Origin of the sequence: Paenibacillus sp. HWE-109 (assembly GCF_022163125.1) — a bacterium.
GTDB lineage: Bacteria > Bacillota > Bacilli > Paenibacillales > NBRC-103111 > Paenibacillus_E.
Genome location: NZ_CP091881.1, coordinates 4499859 through 4520046 on the forward strand (window position 1 = coordinate 4499859; position 20188 = coordinate 4520046).

General features: G+C 46.6%; 17 protein-coding genes. 7 read left to right on the plus strand and 10 right to left on the minus strand.

Annotated features, from left to right (window positions below; genetic code table 11):
- Nucleotides 1-176: 176 nt before the first annotated feature.
- On the plus strand, nucleotides 177-2420 hold the full coding sequence (locus tag LOZ80_RS19320) for an AraC family transcriptional regulator (RefSeq protein ID WP_238173046.1): 2244 nt from the start codon (nucleotides 177-179) through the stop codon (nucleotides 2418-2420).
- A 54-nt stretch (nucleotides 2421-2474) separates the two neighbouring features.
- Here LOZ80_RS19320 and LOZ80_RS19325 read toward each other — a convergent pair whose 3' ends face one another.
- A complete protein-coding gene (locus tag LOZ80_RS19325; protein WP_238172845.1) occupies nucleotides 2475-2930 on the minus strand; it encodes a GNAT family N-acetyltransferase in 456 nt (151 codons plus the stop codon).
- Between the two features lie 250 nt (nucleotides 2931-3180).
- Between LOZ80_RS19325 and LOZ80_RS19330 the strand changes: the two genes are divergently transcribed.
- A complete protein-coding gene (locus tag LOZ80_RS19330; RefSeq protein ID WP_238172846.1) occupies nucleotides 3181-3378 on the plus strand; it encodes a PspC domain-containing protein in 198 nt (65 codons plus the stop codon).
- Between the two features lie 68 nt (nucleotides 3379-3446).
- Here LOZ80_RS19330 and LOZ80_RS19335 read toward each other — a convergent pair whose 3' ends face one another.
- Nucleotides 3447-3845, minus strand: a complete 399-nt coding sequence (locus tag LOZ80_RS19335) for a MarR family winged helix-turn-helix transcriptional regulator (protein ID WP_238172847.1) — start codon at nucleotides 3843-3845, stop codon at nucleotides 3447-3449.
- Nucleotides 3846-4148: 303 nt separating this feature from the next.
- Between LOZ80_RS19335 and LOZ80_RS19340 the strand changes: the two genes are divergently transcribed.
- The 3 genes from LOZ80_RS19340 (at nucleotide 4149) to modB (ending at nucleotide 9936) form a co-directional block, all read left to right on the plus strand.
- The gene (locus LOZ80_RS19340) at nucleotides 4149-8297 is read left to right on the plus strand and encodes a bifunctional nitrate reductase/sulfite reductase flavoprotein subunit alpha (RefSeq protein ID WP_238172848.1); all 4149 of its coding nucleotides are present in this window, start codon (nucleotides 4149-4151) and stop codon (nucleotides 8295-8297) included.
- Nucleotides 8298-8383: 86 nt separating this feature from the next.
- Nucleotides 8384-9244, plus strand: coding sequence for a molybdate ABC transporter substrate-binding protein (gene modA / locus LOZ80_RS19345; protein WP_238172849.1), 861 nt, complete (start codon nucleotides 8384-8386; stop codon nucleotides 9242-9244).
- A gap of 2 nt (nucleotides 9245-9246) precedes the next feature.
- Nucleotides 9247-9936: a molybdate ABC transporter permease subunit gene (modB, locus tag LOZ80_RS19350; RefSeq protein WP_238173047.1), complete on the plus strand. Its 690-nt coding sequence runs from the start codon at nucleotides 9247-9249 to the stop codon at nucleotides 9934-9936.
- 60 nt (nucleotides 9937-9996) lie between these two features.
- On the opposite strand, the gene LOZ80_RS19355 is transcribed toward modB, so the two are convergent.
- From LOZ80_RS19355 to LOZ80_RS19380, 6 genes are all read right to left on the minus strand, one after another.
- The gene (locus LOZ80_RS19355; protein ID WP_238172850.1) at nucleotides 9997-10800 is read right to left on the minus strand and encodes a DUF2935 domain-containing protein; all 804 of its coding nucleotides are present in this window, start codon (nucleotides 10798-10800) and stop codon (nucleotides 9997-9999) included.
- Between the two features lie 101 nt (nucleotides 10801-10901).
- On the minus strand, nucleotides 10902-11243 hold the full coding sequence (locus tag LOZ80_RS19360; protein WP_238172851.1) for a DUF1801 domain-containing protein: 342 nt from the start codon (nucleotides 11241-11243) through the stop codon (nucleotides 10902-10904).
- Nucleotides 11244-11293: 50 nt separating this feature from the next.
- Nucleotides 11294-11728, minus strand: a complete 435-nt coding sequence (locus LOZ80_RS19365) for a YciI family protein (RefSeq protein WP_238172852.1) — start codon at nucleotides 11726-11728, stop codon at nucleotides 11294-11296.
- On the minus strand, nucleotides 11713-12996 hold the full coding sequence (locus LOZ80_RS19370) for an RNA polymerase sigma factor (protein WP_238172853.1): 1284 nt from the start codon (nucleotides 12994-12996) through the stop codon (nucleotides 11713-11715). Before LOZ80_RS19370 ends, LOZ80_RS19365 begins: the two co-directional genes overlap by 16 nt.
- Nucleotides 12993-13427, minus strand: a complete 435-nt coding sequence (locus LOZ80_RS19375; protein ID WP_238172854.1) for a YciI family protein — start codon at nucleotides 13425-13427, stop codon at nucleotides 12993-12995. Before LOZ80_RS19375 ends, LOZ80_RS19370 begins: the two co-directional genes overlap by 4 nt.
- A 108-nt stretch (nucleotides 13428-13535) precedes the next feature.
- Complete coding sequence (locus tag LOZ80_RS19380) at nucleotides 13536-14342, minus strand: alpha/beta fold hydrolase (protein WP_238172855.1); 807 nt, start codon at nucleotides 14340-14342, stop codon at nucleotides 13536-13538.
- A 1096-nt stretch (nucleotides 14343-15438) separates the two neighbouring features.
- Here LOZ80_RS19380 and LOZ80_RS19385 point away from each other — a divergent pair.
- Together LOZ80_RS19385 and LOZ80_RS19390 are read left to right on the plus strand one after the other, a co-directional pair.
- Nucleotides 15439-16251 (plus strand): DUF6492 family protein, encoded by an 813-nt coding sequence (locus tag LOZ80_RS19385; RefSeq protein ID WP_238172856.1) that lies wholly within the window; start codon nucleotides 15439-15441, stop codon nucleotides 16249-16251.
- A gap of 72 nt (nucleotides 16252-16323) precedes the next feature.
- Nucleotides 16324-17664, plus strand: a complete 1341-nt coding sequence (locus LOZ80_RS19390) for a sugar phosphate nucleotidyltransferase (RefSeq protein WP_238172857.1) — start codon at nucleotides 16324-16326, stop codon at nucleotides 17662-17664.
- An 81-nt stretch (nucleotides 17665-17745) separates the two neighbouring features.
- Here LOZ80_RS19390 and LOZ80_RS19395 read toward each other — a convergent pair whose 3' ends face one another.
- Both LOZ80_RS19395 and LOZ80_RS19400 read right to left on the minus strand, forming a co-directional pair.
- Entirely contained in the window at nucleotides 17746-19266 is a 1521-nt protein-coding gene (locus LOZ80_RS19395; RefSeq protein WP_238172858.1) for an extracellular solute-binding protein, read from the minus strand.
- Nucleotides 19267-19296: 30 nt separating this feature from the next.
- A complete protein-coding gene (locus LOZ80_RS19400) occupies nucleotides 19297-20172 on the minus strand; it encodes a carbohydrate ABC transporter permease (protein WP_238172859.1) in 876 nt (291 codons plus the stop codon).
- Nucleotides 20173-20188: the final 16 nt, after the last annotated feature.

Below are 20188 nucleotides of genomic sequence, written 5' to 3' on the forward strand. Positions count from 1 at the left end.
ATCCTGCTCCCCGTATACTTCACAAACTGGTTAAACGACTCCAATTATTTGCGAAAAGCACCTATACGAATTGGTTCAGCTTTATACTTTTTGTATCTACACTTACCTGTTTACAAATTATTCACTATAATAATGAATACATCGATCCTGCCTAACGAAGGAGCTTAGACTTGCTGATGAAACTCACAATGGCTCGAACACCCAATAAGCTTTACGCCAACATCTTCCTTTCGCTCATCGTTTGCATCATCCTTACCATCGTGACTTTATCTTCTGCTCTCTACGCAAGCTTCGAGAAAATCGCCTTGTCCAACATCTATGCATCTGAAAAAAGCAGCTTGTCTCAAACGAGCTATAGCGCAAAATCGATGATTGAAAACTCAACAAGCTACGCGCTTCAAATATACGCCGATCCGCTTTTGGATAAACTGCTCCATTACACTTCCCCTGGCAATGTCGAGACAACCACCGCGTTAACTCGATTGAATGCTTATTTGAATATGAACTACTTCATTCATTCCATCTATATTTATGGTAAGAACTCCAAAACGTTTTATGCCTCCACGTTATCCTCTGGCAATGCGATTCAGAATTTCGATGATTTCTATGATGTGGATGCGCGCAAGCTGATCGAACATTTCAGCAATTACAAGCGTCTGGCACCTATTCCCCGGGAAATACCTGTTCAAACGCCGTTTCAAGAGGTCAAAACAGCGAATGTATACACTTTTGTCTTTTATGATCTGCAAGGTCAATCCTCCGATCTCGACAATATGATTATGCTCAACGTGCCAGAGCGTTGGATGAAAGATGCGATAACCAGCCTGGATATGGACAAGAATGGCTCAACCTTCATCATCGACAGCAAAGGCACATTGGTAACCAGCACCGACACCATGCCGTTCCTCGCGGATCTTCATGAGAAGCCTTATGTCCAAAAGATACTGAACACTTCCTCCAGTCAAGCATCCGGCTATTTTGTGGATCAGGTGGAAGGCGTCAAATCCTTGGTTGTCTACTCCAAGCATGACGTCACCAATTGGCTTTTCATCCGCGTGTTGCCTTATAACACCATCATGGGGAAAATCGAAACGATTAAGAAGACCGTTCTTCTAGTCTGTTTCTTCATCCTGCTAATCGGGCTCAGCATCTCTTTCTTCTTGTCCAAATCACTGTATAAACCCATCGAGAAAGTCACATCCAAATTAAACGTACTGATGAAAGAAAAACGCAATAATCAGTACAAACTGAAACAGCATTTTTTGCGCCAGCTGGTTCATACAAGCGGGTATAAAAAGCCCCTTGACATCGAAAGAGAGCTCAAGGAATTCGAAATCGCGATGGATCCCGCCAGCGATTATGTGCTCATCCTTTTCGTAATCGACCGCTTCGACTCGTTTTCCAGGCAATATCACTTCGAAGACCGGGTGCTCTTTAAATACGGCATTATGAATATCGCTTCCGAAACGTTCGCTCAAACTGGCAGCTGCGAATGTATCGATATAGATGAGAAGACCATTGCCGTTCTTTTGAATGGCAGCTTCCAAGCGGAACCTTCATGGATTGATCTGGTAAAGCAAGTTCAAGATTCCACCGACCAATTTCTGAACTTATCGTTGTCCGCCTCCATCAGCAGAACCGGCGACAGCTTAATTGAAGTATCTGACCTCTATTCGGAAACACAGCAGCAGTTGAAATACAAATTTGTTGAAGGCTATCGCTGCATTCTGCATAGTCGACAACCTCGCCAGCAAGCGCTTGCCCCTTTCGTTCATCCCAACCTGCTTGAAAATAATATGTTGGAGACGCTGAAGCTGGGCAAAGCGGCAGAGTCGAAGAAATGGTTCGATGAAATCGTTCAGACGGTGGAGCCGCCCTCCTATATGGTTTACAACATGCTGTTTAATCAGTTGGCTTTCTCGCTAAGTACGGCTGCAATCAACATGGATCGAAACGCCGGCTTACTCCTGGATCACGATTTCGGATCTTTTATCCATCACATGCACAAATTGGAAACTTTGCGCGATGTGCAAGATCATTTCTACGAATTAATTGACCAGCTATGCCTTGGATTTAAAGATAAAAAAAGTTCAAAACATGACAACTTGATCGTATCTATTGATACCATCATTCATCAAAATTATGCTGACCGAGAATTGTCGCTATTCCGAATCGCGGAGATCCTTGATTTCACACCAGCCTATCTCGGTCGTATTTTCAAAAAGCTCACCAACAAGTCGATTCCTGACTATTTAAATGAGTTTCGCATCGAGAGAGCGAAGGAAAAGCTCGTTTCCACCCACGACTCTATTGAAGAAATCTCACAAAAGACTGGTTATAACAATAGTACTTATTTCTATAAAGTGTTCAAAAAATATACGGGAATTACGCCTGCTGAATATCGAAATAACGGAACTTAAAAAAGGCCTGCGCATGAAGTTGCCTGCGCAAGCCTTATTCCTATTCCGCCTGATTTACAATTCCTTGGTCATAAACACACTGTTCGGATCCTCGATATAATCTGCAAACGGCTCACAGTAATGAAATCCTAAGGTTTCATACAGTTTAATCGCCGGTTGGAAAGACTCCATAGAACCTGTTTCCAAGCTTAAACGCACATAGCCGCGTCTCTTCGCTTCCTCAATAATATGTTCAAGAAGACGTTTGGCAACACCTTTTCGCAAATGCAACGCGGATGTTCGCATAGACTTGATCTCTCCATGCTGGCCGCCGAGTTCTTTGAGTGCCCCGCAGCCCATGATCTCATTGTGATCCCATACACTCCAAAACGTAATTTCCGGCTTTTTTAACCCATCCAGATTCAGCGCATGCATACTTTCAGCCGGAGATTGAGCCGACATACTCTGAAAATGTTCACCTACCAAGGCAATTACTTGGGCACCTGTCAAATCATCCAGTTTAATTTCCACAGCCATCCACTCCATATGATCTATTTTTTCAAAATATTAGTATACGTGTTATTTAACCTAACGTCGATGTTAATTATTGCAAAAGTGACCAAGCTCAACTGAAGTTGTGGAACCTCCCCGACTTTAGTAGGGCTTCCAAAACCGCCAGAGGTCCATTTTCGCCAACGATTGAAGCAGCTACAATAAAGATATAAGAACGACGTTGAAGCAAACCCAAATAGGCTTGAAACTTGAGAGGAGACTTATTCACATGAACAAACTATTCAGATCGACAACTGACAGTAAATTAACCGGACTTTGCGGAGGTATGGCCGAGTGGCTTGGCGTTAACGCAACCCTCATTCGGCTGCTACTCGTAGCAGCCGCTCTAAGCAGCTTTGGAACGGTGACACTGATGTACTTCGTAGCAAGCCTCTTAATCCCTAAAGCACCATACAGCCACATCTAATCATTGTAAAAGCTAACATCCACACAGAAACCGGACCCGCTGAACTAGCGCGGTCCTTTTGCGTGTGTTTACTCTTTTTGAAACTCAAGCAATCCAGCTCTCGTTAGTTCATCGATATGAATTTCGGACAACTCCTCCAAAATCCCCATGCCGTAAGACGTCAATCGGATGAAGATACTCCGTTTATCCTCTTCGTTCGGAAACCGCTGCACCAAGTCCATTTCCTCACACCGTTTAATAAGCTCTACACAGGCATGGCGAGTGATCTGCAATCGTTCAGCCAACTCTTTCGGAGTAGCGAACTCCCGATCAGGGAATCCCATAATGGACAACATCAATTGGTGATATTGTGGTGTGAGTCCTTTTTCCCGTGCTGCTTCCTCGCTGAAGCGTATAAATTTGCGAATTTGATAGCGGAATATAGCTAGCTGCTCGTACACATGCTTGGGCAATCGCTTTTCATTCATCGTGTGCTCCTTGGAATAACGGAATACATGTAGTTTACAATATTCACTCTCTTCGGACTCTGAAAAGATCGGCTTTTATACACCTTATAAGTCACATTACTTAACATATAATATAAAACGATTGAAAACAAGAGTAAAAACTCATTTTAATGTCATGTATATTAACATAATTTATTGACTTAAGTCGTAGTACGATATATATTGGTATAAAATAGCGATATCCAGTTATATCCTGTGTTAGTTTTTCAGCATTTTCAATCAAAATACATCCGTGCGATGCACGAAAAATGCGGGTGACCTTATATGTCAACAACGTCCACCAAAAAAGTTAAAAGTGTTTGCCCCTATTGTGGTGTAGGCTGTGGAATCATACTGGAAGTGCTCGGAAACCGCGTACTGAAAGTTACAGGCGACAAAGAACATCCGACGAATTACGGCAGACTGTGCACCAAAGGCAACACATGCGCGCAAGCAATTGCTGAATCAGGACGAATGGAATATGCTTACAAGCGCCCAAAGCGGAATGCCGCCCCCCTCAAAATCTCAATCCAAGAGGCGATCCATGAAACGGCAAGTCAGTTGCGAGCTATCCTCGATAGGCATGGCCCTGACGCTCTTTCCTTCTATGTCTCCGGCCAAATGTCGCTGGAAGCTCAATACCTTATCAATAAATTAGCCAAAGGGTTTGTACGTACCAACAACATTGAATCCAACTCACGGTTATGCATGGCAAGCGCAGGCAGCGGCTACAAACTATCTCTCGGATCGGATGGACCTCCTGGTTCCTATCAGGATATGGATCAGGCGGATTTATTTTTCGTCATTGGCGCGAATATGGCCGATTGTCATCCTATCCTCTTTCTGCGTGTGATGGATCGGGTCAAAGCTGGCGCCAAACTGATCGTCGTTGACCCCCGTCGCAACGCAACGGCAGATAAAGCTAGTCTCTTCATGCAAATAAAACCAGGAACGGATCTGGCTCTTCTTAATGGTCTTCTGCATCTGCTGCTCCAAAATGGTCATACCGATGCGGCATTTATCGCTGATTTTACAGCTGGTTGGGAGACTATGCCTGAATTTCTGGAAGCATACACACCAAGCAAAGTAGCTGACATAACGGGTATCGCTGAAGCTGATATCCGCTTAGCCGCTCAATGGATCGGGGAATCGCCCGAGTGGATGAGCTGCTGGACAATGGGTCTTAATCAAAGCACGCATGGCACCTGGCATACCAATGCGATTTGCAATCTACATCTGGCAACCGGCAAAATATGTCGACCTGGCAGCGGCCCCTTCTCGCTTACAGGACAACCGAACGCAATGGGCGGCAGAGAGATGGGCTATATGGGACCAGGACTGCCTGGACAACGTTCCGTGTTGGTCGAATCCGATCGCACTTTTATCGAGGAGATGTGGAAAATACCGCGTGGTTCACTGAGGACTGACATCGGCACTGGTACGGTTTCTATGTTTCAAAGTATGCAAGCCGGAGATATCAAAGCCTGCTGGATTATTTGCACAAACCCGGTAGCCACGGTTCCCAACCGTAAGAACGTCATAGCCGGCCTGCAGAAGGCAGAGCTTGTAATCACTCAGGATGCGTACTTCGAGACCGAGACCAACCGATATGCAGACATCATGCTCCCTGGCGCCTTATGGTCAGAGGCCGAAGGCGTTATGATCAATTCGGAGCGGAACTTAACAAGGATGCAGAAAGCCATAGATCCGCCGGGTGAAGCACTTCCCGACTGGCAGATCATTGCCAAAGTCGCTTGCGAAATGGGTTACTCAGCTGCTTTCACGTACAGCTCTTCGAGTGAGGTTTATCAAGAAATTCAACAAGCATGGAATGCCAAGACCGGTTACGATATCCGCGGCGCCACCTACGAACGTCTGCTTGAAACCCCCATGCAATGGCCATGTGCGCCAGACAGCAAGAATGATCGGAATCCAATCCGCTACTTGAACGATGGGATCAGCCAGAACCTGAAGGTCCATCCAGACGGCAGTCGCCCTGCCCTCGTGTTCCCAACAGAAAGTGGAAGGGGAGTTTTTCTTGCTCGTCCCTATTTACCTCCTGCTGAAATGCCGGACAGCGATTTCCCCTTTGTCCTAAACACAGGCCGTTTGCAGCACCAGTGGCATACGATGACCAAAACAGGCAAAATCCCTATGTTAAACAAACTGAATCCTGGCCCCTTTATCGAAATTCATCCAGAAGATGCCCAGACGCTCGGAATTAAAGAGCAAGATCGACTGGAAATCCGCTCGCGGCGCGGTCTTGCTGTGCTACCGGCAGCGATTACTGACCGGGTCCGTCCTGGGAACTGCTTTGCGCCCTTTCATTGGAACGACATTTTCGGGGAAAACCTTGCCATTAATGACGTCACCAATGATGCAATTGACCCGATTTCATTTCAACCAGAGTTTAAATATTGCGCAGTCTCCCTGATTCGCGTTGTTGAACCTTTAGAATCGATGCCATCCAATCTACTGAAGGAGGTCGTCCATATGGCGCAAATTGATACACTTGCAAGTATGTTGGGTATTCAGCCAAACTCCGTAATGACGCTGGAAAGCCATGAGAAAACGTATCTTTCAGGATTCATCACCAGTTTGCGCACAGAAGAGTCACGCAATGCTGCTGGCATTCCCGTTCTACCGCCTACGGCGCCGCTCGAACCAATAAAACGATATTGGCTGGATGGCTTGTTAGCTGGGATCTTTTCTCGCACTTATCTTCCTGAACCTGCTGCTATTCCGATGTTTGCAGTGCCTGTATCACCCGAGATCTCTCCGGCTGCTTCGCAGATGACACAGAAGGGATCTAAGCATCCAGTCACGATTGTTTGGGCTTCACAAACCGGCAATGCGGAAGGTGCAGCCCATGCATGCGCGAAACAGCTGCAGCAAGAAGGTTATGACATCCGCTTAGTCCAGATGAATGCCTACGCGCTGGATGATCTACCGAACGAACGTCATATGCTGTTCATCGCAAGCACTTTCGGAGCTGGCGATCCGCCTGATAATGGCGAGAGTTTCTGGCAAATGTTGAAAGCAAGCAGCATGCCTCGTTTATCCAATCTTCGCTTCGCAGTTCTCGCTTTCGGTGACACCAACTACGATCTTTTCTGTGGATTCGGTCGTAATTTGGATGCGCGTCTCGAGGAACTTGGCGCTTATCGTCTCTTGGATCGTACTGATTGCGATACAGATTATCAAGAGCAGTTGGCAACTTGGATCATGACAATTGCCAGAACCTTAAATGAGCCACCGCAAAGCAGCCCTGAACCCGAGCAGCTTCCTGCAACTGAGTTAATAAAGAACAAGGTTTATGATCGAAATCATCCACTGCGCACAACCCTTATTGCCAATCGTCGTTTGAATCCAGCAAATTCTGAGAAAGAAACTCGACATTTTATTTTTGATCTTAAGAATAGCGGTATGCGTTATGAGGCTGGGGATGCCTTGGGAGTATGGCCTACGAATTGTCCAGATTTAGTCGATGAAATCTTGGCAGTTATCCAGGTGGATTCTGCAGCAGCCGTGACTGTTAAGGAACTGGGCGAAATGTCAATCGCCGCTGCTTTGCTCCATCACTATGAAATTGTCCGTATCACGCCAGGAATGCTTCGATTCATTCAAGAACGCTCGAGTAGCGAAGTGCTTGGCCATCTGCTCAAAAACGAAAACAAATCGGAACTGAAGAAATGGCTTTGGGGACGACAATTGGTCGATGTGCTTCAGGAGTTTCCCATTTCGATTAGCGCCATAGATTTTCTTGATATTCTCAAGCCTATGCAGCCAAGACTTTATTCCATTTCTTCGAGTCCGCAAGCTGGTCCCGACGAGGTTCATATCACCGTCTCTACTGTGCGCTATTCATATAACGGAAAATCCAGAAAAGGTGTTTGCTCCGCCTTCCTTGCAGATCGTGCGGAGTCGTGCTCCGACATTCCTGTTTTTGTGCAAAAAACAGCCCATTTCCGCCCCCCAGCCAATCCGGACATACCCATGATTATGATTGGGCCGGGCACTGGTGTCGGCCCCTTCCGCGGTTTCATGCAAGAGCGCAAGGCAGTCGGCGCCAAAGGGAAGAACTGGCTCATATTTGGAGAGCAGAGAGCCGCCAGTGACTTCTACTTCAAAGAGGAACTTCAAGCTTGGCAAACGGAAGGAATTTTACACCGACTGGACACCGCCTTTTCACGTGACCAGCCCGACAAAATCTATGTTCAGCATCGGATGATCGAGCATGGGGCTGAGTTGTGGGAGTGGCTCCAAGAAGGCGCTCATTTCTATATCTGCGGGGATGCAAGCCAGATGGCCAAAGAGGTTGAAGCTGCGCTCAAACAAATCATTCAACAGCATAGCGGGATGACTTCCGCTGAGGTTGAAACCTATTTGAAAGAGATGTCACAGTCAAAGCGCTACGCAAAAGATGTTTACTAATCATAGACGCTTTAATATAATGAACAATGATTATATAATTCTACTTATAATCAAATAGATAGATATTCAACCTTGGAGGGGAACTTATGTTGAAATTAAGCAAGTTTAGTTATGTTTTATCATGTTTCATTATAGCCGCATTGGTCTTGACAGGTTGCGCAAGCAAAAAAGAACAGCCCGCTGCTAGTGCAACGCCAGTTCAAACCGCTCAAGCCACAGCAGCAGCCACTTCAACACCTGTACCAACGGAAAAAGTTGAATTAACGATTTCCGCAGCAGCAAGCTTAACCGATGCATTCAAAGAGATTCAAACAAACTACGAGGGCAAGAACAAACAAATCAAACTCAACTTCAACTTCGGGGCCTCGGGGGCATTGCAGCAGCAAATCGAGCAAGGGGCGCCAGCTGACTTGTTCTTCTCGGCTGCGACCAAAAATATGAAAGCTCTAGTTGACAAGCAATTGATTGACACGGCGCAGCAAAAGAATTTATTAATCAATGAATTAGTCGTTGTAGTTCCTGCGGATGGCAAAGTAGCTGTGCAGAAAGCAGACGATCTAACCAATGATGCCATCAAACATTTGGCCGTTGGAGAACCGCAAACCGTTCCTGCCGGCAGTTACGCCAAAGAGGCGTTGACGAACGCGAAACTTTGGGATACGCTTCAACCCAAAATCGTTCAGGGCAAGGATGTGCGCCAAGTGCTAACCTATGTAGAGTCGGGGAATGCTGAAGCTGGTTTTGTGTATAAAACCGATGCGCTAACTTCCAAAAGCGTCAAAGTAGCCTTCAGTGTTGATCCCAAATCCTATACACCTATCGAATATCCAGCAGGCATTGTCAAGGCAACGAAACACAGCAAAGAAACAGCTGATTTTTATGCCTACCTGCAAACAAAAGAAGCACAAGATGTCTTTGTTAAATTCGGCTTTTCAATTCCAAAATGATGATGAACTCGATTAACTGGACTGAATTTGCTTCTCCCATCCTGCTTTCTCTGAAAGTAGCCGTCGTATCCAGCATCTTCGTTCTACTGATAGGAGGTATAGCAGCTTGGGGGATGTCGCGGCGTCATTTCCGCGGAAAAACCGTTTTAGAAGCGACCTTCCTTCTGCCATTAGTACTTCCTCCGACAGTTGTAGGCTTTATCTTATTAGTCCTGTTGGGGAAAAAGAGTTGGATCGGATACTGGATGGAAAGCCTATTCAACCAGTCGATCATCTTCACATGGGGCGCTGCTGTCATCGCTTCAGTCGTCGTTGCATTTCCGCTCGTTTATCAAACGATGACAACCGGTTTTTCACTGGTTAACAAGGATTTGGAAGATGCCGGGAGATCTATCGGGGCGAGCGAGTGGCAAGTGCTGCGCTATGTCACCCTTCCTCTGGCATGGCGCTCGTTGATGGCCGCGTACATTCTCGGCTTTGCCCGTGGTCTGGGGGAATTCGGCGCAACCCTGATGATCGCAGGAAATATCCCTCACAAAACGCAAACACTCCCTACCGCCATCTATATAGCCGTGGAGTCAGGCAACCAGTCGCTTGCCTGGTGTTGGGCCGCTGCCATTATACTCATCTCCTTTGGGCTCCTGTTCATCGTTAACCAGCGAACCAGGAGAACAGCGAATAATAACGAATAACACAACTTATAAAGCCCAGAAGCTCATGCAGGATCACCTGCTTGGTTTCTGGGCTTTTAGTTAGTTCCTGCTGACATTTCCGGTTAAACATCGTTCAAACATATCAATGATATGTAGAAATCTTTCAGCCTCACGGAATACGTGATCAGCAAGCAAGGGATGTATAATGCTTTTGATCCGACAAGCCTCGATTAAATCTCGCGCTGTCTGTTTGAAGTCGCGCAGCGAAACGACAGAAACTCGGTTTTGGTCCAGGAATTGATCAAGGAGCGGTTCTGTTTGTGATTGCGGCCGCATACCGCTTAAATCAACGGCTTGGAAGAGAAGCTGGTCAAAATCATGACTAAAGTTCCGCGCTTGTTCCACTAATTGGCGTTCAGATGGATCCAGCAGATGCCCAATAAATTTGGCATGGTCAGCCATAATTCGCAAGAAGAAGATATTTTCATCGATAATCGCATCTGGCAATGGTTCTAATCTGCCCGCGTTTAATTCCTCTAATCGATTCCTGAAATAGTTGGCTTCTCTGCTTGTATGGTCAACCAATAACGGAAAGTTGTTGCCGCCTGGAAGTTTGCATTGAATAATGAGCCCGAGAACTTTCCTCTTAAAAGCCCAGATGTGCGAAACGGCCGCATGCACTTCGACATTAAATCTTCGGATTTGTTCCGGATCTGTTTGTTCATTATAGGCATGGGACCGGCCTTCGATATGCTCAAAAATTTGATAATAATGATTCGCTTCTTGGATTAGTTGTGTATCTTCGCATCGAAAACCCAGTTTTAGAAACAACGAATGCTCTTTCATAATACGTGACCAGAAGCGAATCTCATCCAATGAACGCAAAACAAACTCATCTGACAATTTGGCACTCTCCTTTCAAATAAGCCCTACATACCATATATAAGGAGGAAGTGTCGCCAATATGCCAGTTTTCAATTTTTAATTAATCAACTGCACTATTCTTAAAGTGAACTTGAAGCCTGACTGACCCAAGAAGCCAACTCTGTTGAATTATAGGAATCCCCTTTTCTCAGTTTCAACGTCTTTCTTTCCGGCGGCCCCTCAAACATGCCTTCTGGAAGTTCCAATCCAGTCGTGTTGAAGATAGTAAAACTAACCGCATCTTTGGAAGTTGATATGACAGCGGCATACTTGCCGTTTTTCATAAAGTGGGGCTTCTTATACTGCATACGTTCACTTACATCCGGAATCGATTGTTTGACAAGCTCCCTCAGCTGTGCGGAGAGTTCCACCTGCCATGGTTCTTTTAACGCTTCGATAAAATCAGTTACTTCTGGATTCATGTGCAATTTCTCCTTTAAGATCATAATGGTTTATAGGGAGCGAGCATTTCTCAGCATTTTCTTAACATGTCTAGTTGCTCCTTGAGCGCAGCCTCCAAAGCATGAAGATCAGGTTTGCGTAAGAAATCCGTTTGTTCCCGCAGCTTCCGCATTTCAATCTTATACGGGCCGCGACCCGGTGGGACTGGCATGCGGAGCGCCCAATTCAGCGCTTCTTCCTCTGAGGCAACATCAATCAGCGTATATGCCGCCATAAGGTCTTGCTGAACCGGAAATGGGCCAACCTCTAAATTCGGCTCACAATCATGCGCAGGATACACGATCCTAACACTGGTCGAACTAGGCAGAAGTTCGTCTGCATCAAGAAACGCACCAGCTTGTAGCAATGATTTCTTGAAGTCCATAGCTGCCTCTCGGTGTTCCCCGTTTGGCTGGAGGCCTGCTTCTGAATACCCAGTCGCCTTCACAATTAACATAAATCGCATATGTTTTCCTCCCTAATCGACTCACATTCGGCGGCTCGATTCAGCAAAAGTGTCTGTTCACGCTCGTTGCGAGTCAAAGCTGCTGCACGTGCGAACTCCACTCGCGCTTCCTCGTACCGCTTGAGCTTCACAAGGAGATCACCGCGAACGCTTGGCAGCAGATGATATCCTTTCAGAGCAGGCTCGGCATTCAACTCGTCGACAATCTGCAGACCGAAAGCCGGACCGAATGCCATCGATATGGCAACCGCCCGGTTTAATTCGACGATCGGTGAAGGCATTACACGCGACAATGCTTCATAGAGAGCGGATATCCGAATCCAGTCTGTTTCAGCTGTAGAGGGCGCTTGTGCATGACAAGCGGTTATCGCTGCCTGCAGCGAGTAAGGCCCGAGCGTTCGTCCAAGCTTGCGACTGCGTTCCAGCGCTGCCAGCCCGCGGCGGATCAACAGTTGATCCCACTGGGCACGGTTTTGATCTGTGAGCAGAACAGGTTCTCCCTTGACGTTAACCCGGGTTCTAAACCGCGAGGATTGCATTTCCATGAGGGCAACCAACCCGTGAACTTCGGGCTCCTGCGGGGCTATTTCGGCAAGAACACGTCCCAATCTCAGCGCCTCCAGGCACAGCGTTGGACGGATCCATTGATCCCCGGAGGTTGCCGAATATCCTTCATTGAACATCAGATAGATCACCTCAAGCACGGCGGACAGTCGGTCTTGGAGTTCCTTGCCAACCGGAACCTCAAAAGCCACTTTCTCAGCGCTAAGCGTTCGCTTCGCCCTGACAACCCGCTGGGCAATCGTTGATTCAACCGCGAGGAAAGAACGCGCGATCTCATCTGTCGTTAGCCCACATAACAAGCGAAGCGTGAGGGCAACTCTGGCATCCTGGGACAACACCGGATGACAGGTCATGAATATCAAGCGAAGAAGATCGTCACCCATTTGTCCATCCAAAGCTTGATCCACATCATCTTCTGTGTATAAATCCATCTGGTGAGCAATCTCTGTGTACTTCTGGTCACGCACCTTATTCCTGCGCAGCAGATCGAGGGCCCGCCGCTTCGCCGTCGTCATCAGCCAAGCCCCCGGATTGTCCGGAATGCCGATCTCCTGCCAACGATCGAGGGCGATGACCAAAGCATCTTGAGCCAAATCTTCGGCTAGCCCCACGTCCCGCACCATGCGTGTTAACCCTGCGATCAGCTTGGCTGACTCCATTCGCCATATCGCGTCAACCGTCCTATGTGTCAGGGACGAACTCATCCTCTTCGCTGGCCTTCAATCTCTTGGCGAAGCGCCGCTTCTTTCTCCTGCGTGTCGGGATCGTCCGTTAGCTCCTCGAACTCGAATACTTGCCTAAGTTCAATCTCACCCTGGCCGAATCCATGGGGGTCTGGCATGCGTAAAGCCCATTCAATGGCTTCTTCCTTGGACTTAACTTCAATCAACGTATAGCCGGCAATCATTTCTTTGGCTTCTGTAAATGGACCGTCCACCACCTTAGGTTTGGCTCCAGGTTCCGGATAGGAAATCCGTATTCCCGTGAAACTGGGTTGCAGGCCATCGGCAGCAAGAAGCACGCCAGCTTTGATTAATTCCTCATTATATTTCTGCATAGCCGCAATCAGCTCATCGCTGGGCAAAACTCCCGCCTCTGAATCCGTTGTTGCCTTGACAATCATCATAAATCTCATTTGTTATTCCTCCTGTTTAATCGTAATAATTTCTGCGAATCGATATCCCTTCCTATTGCTTCGTTGCACACAGGGAAGTTCCTGCCGCCACGTTAAGACATCCCTGATTTATCCAGCAAAAAAGGTGGTCAGCTCCGAGCAAATGAACTTGGCATTCAGTTTCTTCGTATGACCGAGTCCCTTTTTGCTCACCAGCTGCGCGTTAGGAAGCACACGGGCAAGTGCTTGAGCGCCATGGCGAAGCCCAGCCGGGCTCTCCGTACCTTCCAACACAAGGGTCGGCACCTTGACGTTGCTCCATAGCCGGGATGGTAAAGCCTTGCCATCCATGAATCCATCCAACAAAGCTGCATCATAAGGAAGTGTGTGCGCAACGGCCATAAGCTTCGACCACACTCCTGGCATCATGCGCATCATGCCGACGACAAATGAAGGAGCGCCCATCCCCTTGGTCATAAAATATGTAATGGCCTCAGCGCGGCGATCAGCCGCAATAAGCTCAGTAACATGCCGCAGAAAATCTTCCGGCGGCTTGCGATCCGCTGCATCGACCACGAAGGGCGGCTCGTGGAGGGCTAGTTTCGTCATCATAACCCCTTTCGCAGCGGCCTGCAGAGCAAGAACAGCCCCCGATGACAATCCCCACACAGATGCCGCGCCACCGGCTTCGGCTATCATTGCCTGCAGATCTTCAATCTCACGCGCAGTATCATAGCATTCGGTGTCTCCGCTATTGCCTCGACCTCGACGATCGTAGTTATAGACAGTGAAGTGTTCTGAAAGCAGTTTAGCCAACTTCACCATCCCCGGGAATTTTCGGTAACTGAAAGCGCCTGCTACCAGAATGAGCGCTGGTCCTTGACCAACTTTGTCATAGACGATCTTGGTGCCGTCTTTTGAAAGGAATGAGTTCATCGTAAGTCTCCTTTGTTATCAGCTTCTATAAAGACGACGAACCACTTTAAACAAAATCGACACATCCGCAAAAAAATATCAAAATTATGCAAACCAGGTGTAGGCACCGTGAGAGATGAGCTTCTTAAGAGCGACGAATCCGGTTGCGGGAGTTCTATTGAGGGAATCCTCTTAATGGAGTTCGGTTGAAGGAACTCTACTAATGGAGTCCCCTTGAGAGATTCCAGCTAAGGAACTCTACTAATGCAGTCCCCTTGAAGGAGTCCAGCTAAGGAACTCTGCTAATGCAGTCCCCTTGAGGGATTCCAACTAAGGAATTCTACTAATGGAGTCCCCTTGAGGGAGTCCAGCTAAGGAATTCTATTAAATGCAGTCCCCTGGAGGGAGTCCCTTTAAAACTATACTAAAAGGGAACTACAGTACGCTATTTTTGCAAATAGCAGGGATCCGAGGGAGATAGCGGAACTACAGGACCCTATATCCACGAAATAAGCTGAATTCCCAATCAAAACAGCATAATAGCGCACTGTAGTTCCCTCAACCTCGTGATACTGGCACTTTTTGCTGTAATAGCGTACTGTAGTTCCCTCCGCGCAAGGTAGCTGGGGAACTCGTCGATTCTTTCAACTGCCTTATTTTCAATATCGAACTATTATTCCTCTACATAACTTGTCACTCTTTTCCCAGAAAGTGTAACGGCAAACCGTAAGATTGGCGGCACTGCCGAATCCCCAAATCGTTCACAATTAACCCCATTCATCCTTGCTGCTTCATATAGCGCAGGGTTAATGCCCGCAAGCACCGAATAATAACATTTGGTATAAAATCCATTTTAAACCAATTAAATAGAGCACGAGGATATAGCGGAAGTATCCCGGCTCCTGAAAATAAGAGATCGCCCCCCCCCCCCCCCCCCCTAAACCTCGAGATCAGATGATTCACCAAACCTTGCGCAGCATGTTGCGTAGAAGCGCCTGATTTTATCATACGTGAATTCTTTTATTCAAGATTAGGTCAGATTAACTTCACGAAACCCATTCCATTTCACACTCCTGACATATGATATTTCATACATTTGATTAATGGAGATGAGCATATGCCAATAGAAAAAAAAGCGGAGCTTAGCCATACAACGCCAATTGATGTGCTAATCCCAGCCATTGAGAAGGATCTGGGGACACTCCCCTTTGTTATTGATTCTGTTCGCAAGTATGTGAAGCACCCTATTCGAGAAATCATTATTGTAGCTCCAAGGAAACAAAGAATTCTTGATCTATGTGCAAAAAAGGGCTGCCGATTCGTTCATGAAGATACCGTTCTCCCTATAACGAAGAAGGACATCCACTACCAATCCAAAAGCTGGGATCGTTCCGGTTGGCTTTATCAACAACTGCTCAAGCTGAACGGCGATAAATTGTGCTCGTCCGACTATTATATGGTCATCGACGCTGATACGGTGCTCATTCGTCCGCACGTCTTCAAGATCGGCAATAAGACAGTGTTTTACTGTAGAAACTGGAGTCAGAACGAATATTTCAATACGTATAAAAAGCTAATGGGTAGAAACCGCTCTTCTCGTATATCTTTCGTTACCCATTACATGCTGTTCGAAAAATCAAAGGTAAAGCAGTTGAAACAAGCGATTGCGTCCAAACATAACCGAAGTTGGTACTCAGCAATTATGCGCAGTATGAATAAATCCAAGCAATTTGCTTTTTCCGAGTTTGAAACGTATGGAAATTTTCTATATTCGTCATCACGTGACAAAATGATCTTGAAACCTGCTTTGAATAAAAGCTTTCATTGGAGCACTGCGCAATTTTCGCACGCCAAATTGTCTCCTTTAGCCAAGAAATACAGATCAATCTCTCTTCACAAACGTAAAGGCTATTCCAAGCAGTCAAAGTGATATCTACCTGAAGTCATTCTAGCCAAGCAATCAAGATAAAGGGTCATGTTCCCCGAGGAAGGAGAATTGGTCTTGCGTATTGTACTATTGTGCGGGGGATCAGGAAAGAGACTGTGGCCACTATCCAACGAGATTCGTTCCAAGGTGTTTCTCAAGCTTTTGAAATCCGCGGATGGGACCAGAGAATCGATGATTCAACGAATATGCCGACAATTAGATGAGGTAGGATTGCTGCAATCCACCTGCATCATCACTCACCACAGCCAAGTTGAGATTACACGCACCTATGTGGGAGAAGACATTCCTATCATTAGCGAACCTTATAAAAGAGGAACTTTCCCAGCCATCGGTTTAGCGATTAGTTATTTGCATGAGAACATGGATGTGGAACCGAATGAAACGATTTGTATTCTTCCAGTGGACACCTTCGCAGATACCGCCTTTTTCCAACTGCTTCATCGCTTTCCGGATGTTCTGGCACAATCCAAAGCAGCTCTTGCTTTACTTGGGACAAAGCCTAATCAACCTTCGGATCAGTTCGGCTATATCGTGCCTGTTCTCCCCAAGGATCCCGGTGGCTATGCATTCATCCACCAGTTCAGGGAGAAGCCCGACGAACAAACAGCCGGTTGTTTAATCGAACAGATGGCTCTTTGGAATTGCGGGATATTCGCCTTCTCCTTGCAGTTCATGCTGACCTATTTGCAGGAGATGGGGCATCCTGTCCAAGTTGATGCGTGGCGCGCCGCATACGAACACCTGGCCAACGAAAGCTTTGATCGAGAGGTCGTCGAACATACACAGCCTGCGGTTGTCCTCGCTTATGAAGGATTATGGAATGATCTGGGGAGTTGGAAGGCACTAACGGAGCACTTTAATGATCGCGTTATTGGAACAGGCCGGATATCGGATAACTCCAGTAATACCCATATCATCAACGAACTTCCCTATCCCATTGAAGTAATTGGCGTACCGGATATCATTGTTGCTGCAAGTGCGGACGGCATTCTGATCGCTAACAAGGAACAAGCCAATCTAATCAAAGAAAGGTACACAACGGTATCGCTTATACCAAAGTACGGCGAGAAAAGCTGGGGCATCTATCGAGTACTCCATTATTGCAAAGACGAACTTGGAACTGAAACGATGATCAAGCAAGTTGAGCTGGCCCAAGGGAAAGCTACCAGCTATCACCAGCATCATCTGCGGCAAGAAATCATTACGATTCTATCAGGCAGCGCAGAGATTCTACTCGAGGATATTCGCTATAAGCTGCTCGCAGGCGATGTTTTGCAAATTCCGGCAGGCATGAAGCATGGAATCAAGGCAATTACGCCTCTTATCTTCATGGAAGTCTTGTTAGGAAGAGAGCTGACGGAGGAGGATATCACTCGTTTGGCTCATAATTGGTAGATGAGTACGGTTTTCTCCAGGTACTGCATCAAAAAAAAGCGATCAATTCCCCTTATCTTTCGGGAAACCGATCGCTTTTATTTACTTGCCGTTATAAGCGGCGTTAAGCGCTTTGACCACTTCTTCTCCGCCTGCTTGCTTCCATTTGGACACAAACTCATCGTAAGCTGACAATGGAAGGGCGCCAGTAATTATTTTCATAAAGTACTCGTCGCGCAAATCCTTGAGTTCTTTGCTTTTTTTGTCCACGACCGGAATCGGCGGCACAAGATCAACTACATCCTCGTATTTAGCCGTTTTCTCTACAGGACCAAAATAAGGCATAAATCCTTTTTGATCAATCCGCTGCAGACCAAGAGCTACGGTATCAAACATATTGTAATAAACGCGGAAACGGATATTGTCTGCTTCTTTGGTGGCGATGAATTTACCGTCTTTCTTCTCATAATGCTTGCCTTCATTCCCGAATGAAATGTAATTGATGATTTCCTCATTAACAGCTTTGTTCAGAAATTGCATAATTTCCTTCGGATGCTTACTCGCTTTGGGAACCATGAAATACTTGGTTAGTGAAGGAACCTTCGAATACCCGCTGGAACCATTGTCGCCTGTCGGCATTGGGAGGTAGGTTAGCTTGGCTGTTGGCGCTTTCTCTTTCAAGCTTTTTTCGATAGGGAGGGCATCAAACCAAGCAACGGTACTCATGGCTGCTTTGCTGCTGACCAACTTTTCCTTCAAGTTTTCCGCTTTGATCACGACAGCTTCCTTATCGATCAATCCCTCTTTGTACAGCTTATTGGTGTAAGTTAGAAACTCCTTGGCTCCAGGCTCAACAGGCGTGTACACGACTTTCCCATCCTTCTGGACGAAATCGACTGGCGGATAAAACATGCTTTGAATCGCTTCGAGCGAGCTCAGCGTCTGCGACAAGTTAGCGACGAACGGCACGGCATCCGGTTTACTTACTTTAAGCGCTTTCAACGCTTCATAAAATTCCGTCTGTGTCTTAGGTGCCTTGATGCCTGCTTCGTCCATCCAATCTTGTCTCACCATCAAGGCCCGTACCGCTGTACTGGCTGTCATAGTGCGTACTGCGTAGATTTTCCCATCCGAAGTCGAGGATTTCCATTGATCCGCTGTCAACGTTGCTTTCACTTGTTTCCCCTCTTCGTTCAGAAGCGTATCTAGCGGAGCCAGCAGTCCCTGCTGCACGAAGTTGCCGAACACTTGTTTATCACCCGAAATGATCAGATCAGGCGTATCACCAGAGGCCATCAGCACATTCAGCTTCTGTCTGGCTGCCTCAGAATCTTTGGGCAGCAGCTCCCACTGGATGTTAAAACCTGTTTTCTCCCGAAGCGTATTAATGATTTCGTTATTATTTACATCCGATCCGGCAGGAAATTCCTCCACATTGTTGGGCGCAAGTATTTTCAAAGTCACCTTTTCCTTAGGCGCTGTACTTGCTTTGGTCGTAGCGTTGTCAGGCGTGCTTGTGCTTGCCCCCTCTGAACCCGTACTCCCCCCGCAGGCTGCAAGCATGCTTGACATTAATACGGTACTGAGAATAATTCCGCTTGCTTTATAGACTCTTTTTTTCATGTTAAAGACCTCCCATATTGTTTGCTTATTTTAGCCTTTTACGGCACCAAGCACCATACCTTTGACAAAATAACGCTGCAAAAACGGATAGATGATCACGATTGGAAGTGTTGCCGCTACGACAGTCGCTCCCCTGATCGATTCTTGGGAAACATGAACTTGGGCCAACATATCAACATTGTTCGTTGCATCCGAGGCGCTCATAATCATCTCCCTTAAAAAAACTTGCAAAGGCAGCAAATTGTAATCATTAATGTACATTAACGCATCGAAATAACTATTCCAATATTCAACCGCACAGAAGAGGGCGATGGTGGCAATGACAGGCATTGCAAGCGGTATCATGATTTGAAACAAAATCCTTAAATTGCCTGCGCCATCCATCTTCGCTGACTCCTCCAGACTATCTGGAATCCCAAAAAAGTAGAGGCGGACAATAATCATATTAAATGGACTCACAAGTGAGGGCAGCATCAGCGCCCAGAGCGTGTCCAGAAGTCCTACGCTTTTGATAATCATATAAGTCGGTATAATGCCTGCGCTGAACAGCATCGAAAACACATACATCATCATCACAATTTTGGCTCCACGCAGTCGTGTTCGGGACAACGCGTAGCCCGTAAAAACCGTAAGTGTCACATTAAGCAGCGTCCCAACAACGGTAATAATGACCGAATTTCGGAATGAAGTAATAAATTTCTGGCTGCCTAACACAATATGGTAAGCATCTACGTTAAAATTGATGGGCCATAGAAACACATCTCCCGCCATAATGCTCGCTTCACCGCTAAATGACTTGGCGATAATGTTGATAACGGGAATGAGACATACTAGCATCCCTAAGCAAAGCAACATATAGTTTATCATTGTAAAAGCAATTTCACCTTTTGTCTGTAACCTCATCATCGTTCACCTTGCTTCC

What these genes read in the sequence shown, in the direction of transcription:
- LOZ80_RS19320 (WP_238173046.1), top strand. Translation starts at nt 177, where the DNA reads ATGAAACTCACAATGGCTCGAACACCCAATAAGCTTTACGCCAACATC.
- LOZ80_RS19330 (WP_238172846.1), top strand. Translation starts at nt 3,181, where the DNA reads ATGAACAAACTATTCAGATCGACAACTGACAGTAAATTAACCGGACTT.
- LOZ80_RS19335 (WP_238172847.1), bottom strand. Translation starts at nt 3,845, where the DNA reads ATGAATGAAAAGCGATTGCCCAAGCATGTGTACGAGCAGCTAGCTATA.
- LOZ80_RS19340 (WP_238172848.1), top strand. Translation starts at nt 4,149, where the DNA reads ATGTCAACAACGTCCACCAAAAAAGTTAAAAGTGTTTGCCCCTATTGT.
- modA (WP_238172849.1), top strand. Translation starts at nt 8,384, where the DNA reads ATGTTGAAATTAAGCAAGTTTAGTTATGTTTTATCATGTTTCATTATA.
- modB (WP_238173047.1), top strand. Translation starts at nt 9,247, where the DNA reads ATGAACTCGATTAACTGGACTGAATTTGCTTCTCCCATCCTGCTTTCT.
- LOZ80_RS19360 (WP_238172851.1), bottom strand. Translation starts at nt 11,243, where the DNA reads ATGAATCCAGAAGTAACTGATTTTATCGAAGCGTTAAAAGAACCATGG.
- LOZ80_RS19365 (WP_238172852.1), bottom strand. Translation starts at nt 11,728, where the DNA reads ATGCGATTTATGTTAATTGTGAAGGCGACTGGGTATTCAGAAGCAGGC.
- LOZ80_RS19370 (WP_238172853.1), bottom strand. Translation starts at nt 12,996, where the DNA reads ATGAGTTCGTCCCTGACACATAGGACGGTTGACGCGATATGGCGAATG.
- LOZ80_RS19375 (WP_238172854.1), bottom strand. Translation starts at nt 13,427, where the DNA reads ATGAGATTTATGATGATTGTCAAGGCAACAACGGATTCAGAGGCGGGA.
- LOZ80_RS19380 (WP_238172855.1), bottom strand. Translation starts at nt 14,342, where the DNA reads ATGAACTCATTCCTTTCAAAAGACGGCACCAAGATCGTCTATGACAAA.
- LOZ80_RS19385 (WP_238172856.1), top strand. Translation starts at nt 15,439, where the DNA reads ATGCCAATAGAAAAAAAAGCGGAGCTTAGCCATACAACGCCAATTGAT.
- LOZ80_RS19395 (WP_238172858.1), bottom strand. Translation starts at nt 19,266, where the DNA reads ATGAAAAAAAGAGTCTATAAAGCAAGCGGAATTATTCTCAGTACCGTA.
- LOZ80_RS19400 (WP_238172859.1), bottom strand. Translation starts at nt 20,172, where the DNA reads ATGATGAGGTTACAGACAAAAGGTGAAATTGCTTTTACAATGATAAAC.